Genomic DNA, 8,584 nt, shown 5'->3' on the forward strand with positions numbered 1-8,584 from the left:
CACGAAGAGGGGCAGCCGGGGGCGGAGCGCTTCTTGAAGCCGGTGCTGCTCGAACGCGGCTGGGGGCTGAGCCGGCGCCGCCGCGGCGGCCCCAGCTTCCAGCAGTACTGGCTGTCCGGTCCGAAGGGCCCGGCGCTGCAGCCGCCTCCGGCGCCGCCGACCGGCCTGCAGTCCGCGCGTGACACCAAGGGGCTGGCGGCGGCGGTCGCGTCGCTGGCGGCGTTGCTGGTCCTGCTGGGCCTGCTCGTCCTGCTGCTGTACTCCTGTGAGCCGTCCCCGAAGCCGCCGACGCCGACGGAGGTGCCCACGACGGTGCCGGTGCAGCCGCCTCCGCCGCCGGAGCCGACCCCGTCCAACCCGAGCCCGTCACCGTCGAACAAGAAGTCCAAGACGCCGGAGCCGTCGCGGACCGGCGCGCCGGGGACGATCAACCCCGCCGTGCACGGCGACCCGGTCGCGCGCCGGTAGCCCTTCGTTCCCCGGCGGAAAACCGCTTACCCGCGTGAACGGGCCGGGAGACCCCTGCCCGCCCCGCCTATGGCGCGCCCCGGATCGCCGTCGCGGTGTCCCTGGTCCTGATGGGCGTACGAGTGCTGTGGTCCGCGGTCCGGAATGGTGCTGGTCGGCCGGGGTTTGCGGCTCGCGGCGGAGTCTCGTTGGTCCGGTGTTCCTCGGGTGAGCGGTGTCCGGCGACCGTGTAGTTATCCACAGGGCTTTCCACAGTTCGGCCGGGGAAATCACCACCTATGTGGGTACCGCGACGCGGTTACCCACCGGGTTGTCCACAGCCCCTGTGGAAACCGGCCCTCCCCATGTCCCCGGCCTCCGTGGTAGATTTGGGCAATCGCCCAATACGAACGCCCAGGGCGACCGACCAAGAAGGCGGGAACGATGAGTGCGACGGCGGCGGACCGCGGGCGTGAGGCGCGCCGGCGACTGCTGGAGGCGGCGGCCGAGCTGATCGCCGAGCGGGGCTGGGCGGCGGTCAGCACCCGAATGCTGGCCGAACGGGCCGGCGTGGCCCCGGGCGTGGTGCATTACCACTTCTCCTCGGTCCAGGCCCTGCTGACCGAAGCGGCACTGACCGTGATGCACGGCCTGATCGAGCAGACCGGCACGAGCCTGGCACGCGCGCGTACGCCCGGTGAGGCACTGGGCCTGATGATGGACTTCCTGACCGCCTACGACGGCCGGGACCCGACCTCGCTGCTGTTCGCCGAGACCTATCTGGCCGCCGGCCGCGATGAGGAGCTGCGCCGCTCCCTGGGAGAGCTCCTCACCGGGTTCGGCCGGGCGCTGGCCGACCGGCTCGCCGAACACCAGGTGCCCGCCCCCGACGCGACCGCCGCGGTGGTCGCGGCCGCGATCGACGGCATCATGCTGCACCGCGCACTCGGCCCGGGCCCGGACGCGACCGAGCTGACAGCCGTGCTGCGCCGCCTCGTCGCTCCCGCCGAACCTGGACACCCGACCCGGGGAGACAGCTCATGAAGGTGATCATCTGCGGAGCCGGCATCGCCGGCCTGGCCCTCGCCCGGTGCCTCGACACCATCGGGGCCGAGGTCGTGGTCGTGGAGAAGGCGCCCGGCCCCCGCACCCAGGGCTACATGATCGACTTCTTCGGTCCCGGCTACGACGCCGCGGAGGCCATGGGCGTACTGCCCCGCATCCGCGAGCTCGGACATCACATCGAGGAGATGACCTACCGCGACCACCACGGCCGCCGGCGCTCCGGCCTACGCTTCGCCCGGTTCGCCAAGATCGTGGACGGGCGCCTGATCAGCATCATGCGCCCCGACCTGGAACGCGCGCTGCGCGACCAGATGCCCGGCGGCGTCGAGATACGCCACGCCACCACCCTCACCGGCATCGACAACCGCGCCGACGGCGTCACCGTCACCCTCACCGACGGCAGCACGATCGACGCCGACCTGCTGGTCGGCGCCGACGGCATCCACTCCACCGTCCGCGACCGCACCTTCGGACCCGAACACGAGTTCCTGCGATACCTGGGCTTCCACACCGCCGCCTACGCGTTCGACGACGCCGACGTCCACGCCCGGGTGCGCGGGCAGTTCTGCCTGACCGACACCGTCGACCGGCAGATGGGCTTCTACGGCCTGCGCGGCGAACGCGTCGCGGTCTTCACCGTGCACCGCACCGCCGACCCCACGCTGCCGGCCGACCCGCGCGCGGCGATCCGCCGCGAGTACGGCACCCTCGGCTGGGTGGCGCCACGCGCCCTGCCCGCCGCCCGAACACGTGTACTACGACCAGGTCGCCCAGATCGACATGCCGGCCTGGAGCCGCGACCGCGTCGTACTGATCGGCGACGCCGCCCACGCCGTGTCCCTGCTCGCCGGGCAGGGGGCCTCTCTCGGCATCACCGGCGCCTACGTCCTGGCCGAGCACCTGTCCCACGCCGCGACCGTCGAGTCCGCGCTGGAAGGCCACGAACGGACCCTGCGGCCGCTCATCACCGAGAAACAGCAGGTGGCCCGCAACGGGACACGCTGGTTCATCCCCGCCACCCCCACGCAGCTCCGCATCCGGCGAACCGCCCTCAAACTGGCCCGGGTCCCCGTCATCGACCGCTACGTGGCCGCCGCCCTCGCCGGCAAGTCCACCGCCATCATCGATCGCCCGCTCGGCCCCACGCCACCGGTCGCCGAATAACCGTACGCAGGGGGGCGGCTCCTCCTCCGACTCTGAGGCCCGCCGCATCTCACGGGCCGGACACGCACTGGCCCGATCGGCGGGCGAGGTGATTTCATGCGCGGCACCCCCGACGCTCAAGGAGCCCGCCGAATGCCCCAGGAACCGACCGGCCGATCGATCACCGCCCGCCTGGATCGTCTTCCGATCACACGCTGGCACTGGGTACTGATCGTCGTCGTCGGCCTGGGCAGCTTCTTCGACCTGTACGAGGTGTTCCTCGGCGGCGTGCTCGGCGCGGTCCTGACCGACGAGTGGCACCTGAGCACGAACGAGAAGTCCCTCGTCATCGCCTCCGCGTTCGCCGGCATGTTCGTCGGTGCGATCGCGTTCGGCATCGCCGCCGACCGGCTCGGCCGCCGCCGCATGTTCCTGCTCAACCTCGGCCTGTACTCCCTGTTCTCCCTCCTCACCGCGTTCGCCCCGAACCTGGACACCTTCCTGCTGCTGCGGTTCCTGTGCGGGCTGGCGCTCGGCGCGGAGCTCACCCTCGTCGACACCTACCTCAGCGAGTTCATGCCGCGCCGTGTCCGTGGACGCTGCATTGCCTGGGCGTACACCATCGGCTTTTGCGGCGTGCCGGTCGCGGCGTTCCTCGGCGGCCGGTTCGTCGCCGACGAGCACCTGCTGGTCGACGGCTGGCGCTGGCTGCTGGTGTTCGGCGCCGCCGGCGCGCTCATCGTGTGGGTGCTGCGCTCACGCCTGCCCGAGTCGCCGCGCTGGCTGCTCGCCCAGGGCCGCCCCGACCAGGCCGAAGCGGTCGTCGCCGACGCCGAACGGGCCGTCGCCGCCGTACGGGGCCCGCTGCCGCCCGTGGAGGACACCCCGGACGAACCTGTCACACGGCTCACCCTCGCCCGGATGTTCGGTGAACCGTACCGCCGCCGCACCGTCATGCTGTGGGTCTTCCAGATCCTGCAGACCGTCGGCTACTACGGCTTCGGCTCCCTCGCCCCGGTCGTACTCGGCGCGAAAGGCTTCGACGTCATCCAGTCCCTCGGCTACGCCGCACTCAGCTTCCTCGGCTACCCGATCGGATCCGCCCTCTCCGTACCGATCATCGAACGCATCGAACGCAAATGGCTCATCGTCGGATCCGCGCTCGTCATGGCCGTCACCGGCCTGGTCTTCGGCTACGCCCGCGACGCCGCGCTGATCGTCACCGCCGGGTTCCTGCTGACCTGCGCCTCCAACGTCTTCTCCAACGCCTTCCACACCTACCAGGCGGAGATCTTCCCGACCGGGATCCGCAGCAGCGCCATCAGCGTCGCCTACTCCCTGTCCCGCGCGACCTCCGCCGTACTGCCGTTCATCGCCCTCAACGCCCTGGACAACCTCGGCGCCGGCACCGTCTTCGCCGGCTCGGCCGTCATCCTGGTCATCCTCTGCCTCGACGTGGCGGTCCTGGGCCCCCGCAGCACCGGCCGCGGCCTGGAGACCACCGGGCGCGCCGCCCCTCACCCCGGCGGGAGGTCCTCCGGCTCACCGGGCCCGGCACCCAGCAGCGGATGAGCCCGCATCGCCGCCTCCAGCTCACCCGGCAGGTCGTCACGGTAACGACCCAGCGTGGACAGATCCGAGTGGCCCAGCACCCGGCGTACCGCGTCCATGTCGGTCGCCGCGGCGAGCAGATGCGTCGCCGTGGTGTGCCGCAGACCGTGCGGAGTCACCCCACGGCGATGCCGCGGATCGACCCGCGTCAGCACCCGGTCGATCACCGCCTGCACGTCACCGCGCGCCAGCCGCCGCCCCCGCCACGACAGCAGCAGCGCGCTCCCGCCCACCGCACGGGCCCGCCGCTCGGCCAGATGCGCGTCCAGGACCTCCGCGACCTCACGGGGGAGCGGCACGTCACGCGTCGCACCGCCCTTGCCGAAGATCCGCCAGTAACGCACCCCGTCGTTGACGTAGAAGTGATCGACGTCGGCGCGGACCAGCTCCGACACCCGCGGCCCGACCGTCGCCAGCAGCAACACGATCAGCGCGTCCCGCAACTCCGTGCGCTGATCGGCCCGCTTACCCTCCTGCGGTGACGCCACGGCCAGCTCCCGCGCCGTACCCAGCAGCCCCTCCGCCTGCTCACGCGTCAGCGCCCGCCGCTCCGGACGCAGCCCACCGCGCCGGCGCGGCACCACCGTGGCCGCCCGCATCGGGTCCAGCTGCACCCAGCCCGCCACCGTCGCGTGCCGGAAGAACGCCGACACCGACCGGCGGAACCGGCTCTGCGACGCGCCGCTCTGCACCGCCCCGGCCTCCGACCCGGCGGCCCCACGCCGCCCGTCGGGCTTGGCGGCGAACCGCAGCAGCACCTCATCGACGTCCTCCCCGCTCAGATCGTCCAGCACCCGATCACCACCGGCCAGAGCCGCGAACGTCCGCACGTCACGCGCGTACACCTCGGCCGTACCCGGCGCCAGCGCACCGGTGACGGTCTTGGCACGGACCATGTCGATGTAACGATCGGCCGCCTCATCGACGGTGAGACGGCGGACGTCGGCAGGGCGCATTGCCCAGAAGTTAGCGGTCCCCTCCGACATTTCCCGAACCGGGGCGGCACGGCCCCGACGCGGCCTGGGCGACGAGACAGCCGACGCCAACAGGGCGAGCCCGAGACAAGCCGCAGATGGTGGCGCGAGAGCGGAGGAAGCACGGCGACGGCGGCGATCGCGCCGAGAAGGGCGAGAGCGGCGAAGACGAGGAGCATCCGCCGTCACCCGAGCACGGCGGTGAGTGTTCCTCCGGCCAGGCGACTGAGCAGCATGACCGGTCCCGCGCTGTGACACTGGCGGCCGCGCCGACGAGCAGGTAGGCGGCCAGAAGCACGATCACACCGGGCGTGGTGGCGCGGGCGGTGGCCGGATGTTCGGGGGCGAGGTGGTCGCCGAGGGGGAGCAGGAGGACGAACCCCGTCATGTCGGGAGCGGGCCGATCACGGAGCGCGGGGCACCGAGGTCGGCGGTGACCGCGGAGAGTACAGCGCGGTTTGCTGGAGATCGCCGTCCCAGCCGCGGTGGCGAGGAGGAGCGTGCCACCGCGGGTCACGGCGCCGTGGCGCGGGTATGGGCGCCGAGTTCGGCCGACGGCTCGACCTGACGACCATGTGTCTACCGCTGGCCTGAGGCTTCCGGTGCGTCCCGGGCGTGGTCAGCGATACACGGGGCCGTACTGCGGGAAGTATGGTCCCTGGCGCCGACGGACGGCGCGGTGGACGCGGAGGTGGTACGTGCGTGAGGTCGGCGTCGTACGGGTCTATGACGAGGTGACGGCGGGAGAGTACCGGGTGCTGGTCGACCGGGTCTGGCCGCGCGGCGTCTCCAAGGAGGCCGCGCACCTGGACCTGTGGCTGAAGGACGTCGCGCCCTCCACCGAACTGCGGCGCTGGTACGGTCACGACCCGGAGCGGTTCGAGGAGTTCCGCCGCCGCTACGAGGCCGAGCTGGCCGACCCGCCCGCCGCGGACGCGCTGCGACGCTTGAAGGACCTGGCGGCCGACCGGCGGCTCGTGCTCGTGACGGCCACCAAGGACACGCCGCGCAGCAACGCCGCCGTCCTGGCCTCCCTCCTGAACCTTACTACGTAAAGCACGTCGGCTTGATATGACAAATCCCTACTCGAAACCACCCACAAAATGCACCAGGGGTGCAGGCCGCGGAACTGTCGGACCCGTCAAGGAAGATGGCCGGGCTGACGACGAGGGGGAGCGCACATGATCGCCCAGCTGAAGACCGTCGCGTTCGACGCACCGGACATCGCCGCGGAGGCCGACTTCTACGCAGCCCTCGCGGGCTGGACACAGAGCTACACCGACGACGACTGGATCACGATGAGGACGCCGGACGGGTGGCGCATCGCGTTCCAGCTCGCACCGGATCACGTGGCGCCCCGATGGCCCGACCCGGCGGCGCCACAGCAGGCCCACCTCGATCTGCGCGTACCCGACATCGACGCCGCCGCGGACAAGGCGGTCTCGCTCGGCGCGACGCCGCTGCGCCGCGGTGAACGCCGGCACACGCTCGCCGACCCGGCCAGCCACCCGTTCGACCTGTGCGTCAAGGAGGACGACCCGAACACGACCGTGATGGGCGTGATGCTCGACTGCCCGGACGCGAAGGCGCTGAGCACGTTCTACTCCGAGCTGCTGGGCAAGCCGATCACGTACGAGGCGCCGGGCGCCGCGATGATCGGCGAGGACGGCGGGATGCCCGTGCTGTTCCAGCAGGTCGCGGACTACCGGGCGCCGCGCTGGCCCGACCCGGCCGCGCCGCAGCAGGTCCACTTCGACCTGCTCGTCGAGCGCGCCGACCTGGAGTCGGCGGAACGGGCGGCGCTCGCGATCGGCGCGACGAGACTGCCCGCCGAGGGCGACAACTGGCGCGTGTACGCGGACCCCGCCGGCAAGCCGTTCTGTCTCACCTGGAACGAGGCATCGGTGTAACCACCCGCGGCCACCTCGTACGCCGGCCGGCTCCCGTACGGAAACAGGCTCCCCGGCCGGGGATCTCCGGGCTCCGGCGGCCCAGGGCGGCGACGGGGTGTCGAGAACGCGGCACCGGCTCCGTCCCAGGTACACCAGCGGCCACGACGGGCCGCGCGAGAAGAAGGAGAACCACCATGGCGATTCAGCGGATGGACAACGTCGGCATCGTCGTCGACGACCTTGAGGCCGCGATCGCGTTCTTCGCAGAAATGGACAACGTCGGCATCGTCGTCGACGACCTTGAGGCCGCGATCGCGTTCTTCGCAGAACTCGGCATGGAGGTGGAGGGCAGGGCGCAGATCGAAGGCCGTTGGGCCGACCGTACCGTCGGACTCGACGGCATCCGGAGCGACATCGCGATGATGCGGACCCCGGACGGCCACGGCAAGCTGGAGCTGGCGAAGTACCACACCCCGGCGGCTGTCGGCGCCGAGCCGGAGAACCCGCCGCCCAACACGCTGGGCCTGCACCGTGTCATGTTCGCCGTCGACGACCTCGACGACGTCCTCGCCCGCCTGCGCCCCCACGGTGCCGAGCCCCTCGGCGAGCCGGCGCAGTACGAGGACAGCTACCGGCTCTGCTACATCCGCGGCCCCGAGGGGATCATCGTCGCGTTGGCCCAGCAGCTCGGCTGACGGCCGACCGGAACGATCGGCTGGACGGACCGAGAACGACAACGGGAGGAGAACCGTGCGACCCGATGAGATCACCGAGATCCTGAACCGACCGATCAGCCGGGAACTGCTGGCCCGCGCCATGACCCGCCTGGCCTACGTCGCCAAGGACGGCACGCCCCGCAACATCCCGATCGGCTTCACCTGGAACGGTTCGAAGATCGTCATGTGCACCTCGACGAACGCGCCCAAGCTCGCCCACCTGCGCGCGAACCCGATGGTGGCCCTGACGATCGACACCGAGGTACACCCGCCGAAGATCCTGCTCATCCGCGGCCGCGCCGAACTGGACGTGGTCGACGGCATCCCGGAGGAGTACCTCCAGCTGAACGGCGACTACGCGATGACGGCCGAGCAGCGGGTCGAGTGGGAGAGGGAGGTCCGCTCGCTCTACGACGGCATGGTCCGGATCGTCGTGACGCCGACCTGGGCGAAGCTGATCGACTTCGAGACGACCCTGCCGAGCGCGGTCGAGGAACTGATGCGGCAGCGGGAGGAGCGCCGGCGCCGCTGAACCGCGCCCGACCGGCCCGAGCAGCGCGCCGATGAAACGACGTGCCGATTCCGAACGCCGACTCACCGGGCGGGCTGGGTACGGGGGACGGGCGGCGCGACGTGGACCGGCGCGCGGCGCAGATGCGCGGAGCACAGGCCGCCCAGTCCGGTGAGCGCGGCGGCGCCGGCGCAAAGGCCCAGGGTGAGCGCGGGGCCTGCCGCG

At 71.6% G+C, this 8,584-nt stretch carries 8 protein-coding genes and 2 pseudogenes; 9 read left to right on the plus strand and 1 reads right to left on the minus strand.

From position 1 onward, the window contains the following. The 5 genes and pseudogenes from ACFFNX_RS34275 to ACFFNX_RS34295 all read left to right on the plus strand — a co-directional run. A pseudogene (locus tag ACFFNX_RS34275) lies at nucleotides 1-468 on the plus strand (hypothetical protein); the annotation flags it as partial. Between the two features lie 423 nt (nucleotides 469-891). After that, nucleotides 892-1,491, plus strand: a complete 600-nt coding sequence (locus ACFFNX_RS34280; RefSeq protein WP_378210066.1) for a TetR/AcrR family transcriptional regulator — start codon at nucleotides 892-894, stop codon at nucleotides 1,489-1,491. Beyond that, nucleotides 1,488-2,024 (plus strand): annotated as a pseudogene (locus tag ACFFNX_RS34285) (FAD-dependent oxidoreductase); the annotation flags it as partial. The gene ACFFNX_RS34280 and the pseudogene ACFFNX_RS34285, both read left to right, overlap by 4 nt. Nucleotides 2,025-2,262: 238 nt before the next feature. Next, complete coding sequence (locus tag ACFFNX_RS34290) at nucleotides 2,263-2,676, plus strand: FAD-dependent monooxygenase (protein WP_378210067.1); 414 nt, start codon at nucleotides 2,263-2,265, stop codon at nucleotides 2,674-2,676. Nucleotides 2,677-2,808: 132 nt separating this feature from the next. Then, complete coding sequence (locus ACFFNX_RS34295) at nucleotides 2,809-4,227, plus strand: MFS transporter (protein WP_378210068.1); 1,419 nt, start codon at nucleotides 2,809-2,811, stop codon at nucleotides 4,225-4,227. Here the strand turns inward: ACFFNX_RS34295 and ACFFNX_RS34300 are convergent. Next, a complete protein-coding gene (locus ACFFNX_RS34300; protein WP_378210069.1) occupies nucleotides 4,173-5,222 on the minus strand; it encodes a tyrosine-type recombinase/integrase in 1,050 nt (349 codons plus the stop codon). The genes ACFFNX_RS34295 and ACFFNX_RS34300 overlap by 55 nt on opposite strands. Nucleotides 5,223-5,938: 716 nt before the next feature. Between ACFFNX_RS34300 and ACFFNX_RS34305 the strand changes: the two genes are divergently transcribed. The 4 genes from ACFFNX_RS34305 (at nucleotide 5,939) to ACFFNX_RS34320 (ending at nucleotide 8,380) form a co-directional block, all read left to right on the plus strand. Further along, nucleotides 5,939-6,295 carry a DUF488 domain-containing protein gene (locus tag ACFFNX_RS34305; RefSeq protein ID WP_378210070.1) on the plus strand — a complete coding sequence of 119 codons (357 nt, stop codon included), beginning with the start codon at nucleotides 5,939-5,941 and terminating at the stop codon, nucleotides 6,293-6,295. A 126-nt stretch (nucleotides 6,296-6,421) separates the two neighbouring features. Next, nucleotides 6,422-7,150 carry a VOC family protein gene (locus ACFFNX_RS34310; RefSeq protein ID WP_378210071.1) on the plus strand — a complete coding sequence of 243 codons (729 nt, stop codon included), beginning with the start codon at nucleotides 6,422-6,424 and terminating at the stop codon, nucleotides 7,148-7,150. Between the two features lie 251 nt (nucleotides 7,151-7,401). After that, nucleotides 7,402-7,827, plus strand: coding sequence for a VOC family protein (locus ACFFNX_RS34315; protein WP_378210073.1), 426 nt, complete (start codon nucleotides 7,402-7,404; stop codon nucleotides 7,825-7,827). A gap of 55 nt (nucleotides 7,828-7,882) precedes the next feature. Then, on the plus strand, nucleotides 7,883-8,380 hold the full coding sequence (locus ACFFNX_RS34320) for a pyridoxamine 5'-phosphate oxidase family protein (protein ID WP_378210072.1): 498 nt from the start codon (nucleotides 7,883-7,885) through the stop codon (nucleotides 8,378-8,380). The last annotated feature ends 204 nt before the right edge of the window (nucleotides 8,381-8,584 follow it).

Source organism: Actinoallomurus acaciae, assembly GCF_042429965.1.
Classification (GTDB): domain Bacteria; phylum Actinomycetota; class Actinomycetes; order Streptosporangiales; family Streptosporangiaceae; genus Actinoallomurus; species Actinoallomurus acaciae.

Coding starts and splice junctions, on each gene's coding strand:
- ACFFNX_RS34300 (WP_378210069.1), bottom strand. CDS start 5,222: ATGCGCCCTGCCGACGTCCGCCGTCTCACCGTCGATGAGGCGGCCGAT.
- ACFFNX_RS34295 (WP_378210068.1), top strand. CDS start 2,809: ATGCCCCAGGAACCGACCGGCCGATCGATCACCGCCCGCCTGGATCGT.
- ACFFNX_RS34310 (WP_378210071.1), top strand. CDS start 6,422: ATGATCGCCCAGCTGAAGACCGTCGCGTTCGACGCACCGGACATCGCC.
- ACFFNX_RS34280 (WP_378210066.1), top strand. CDS start 892: ATGAGTGCGACGGCGGCGGACCGCGGGCGTGAGGCGCGCCGGCGACTG.
- ACFFNX_RS34315 (WP_378210073.1), top strand. CDS start 7,402: ATGGACAACGTCGGCATCGTCGTCGACGACCTTGAGGCCGCGATCGCG.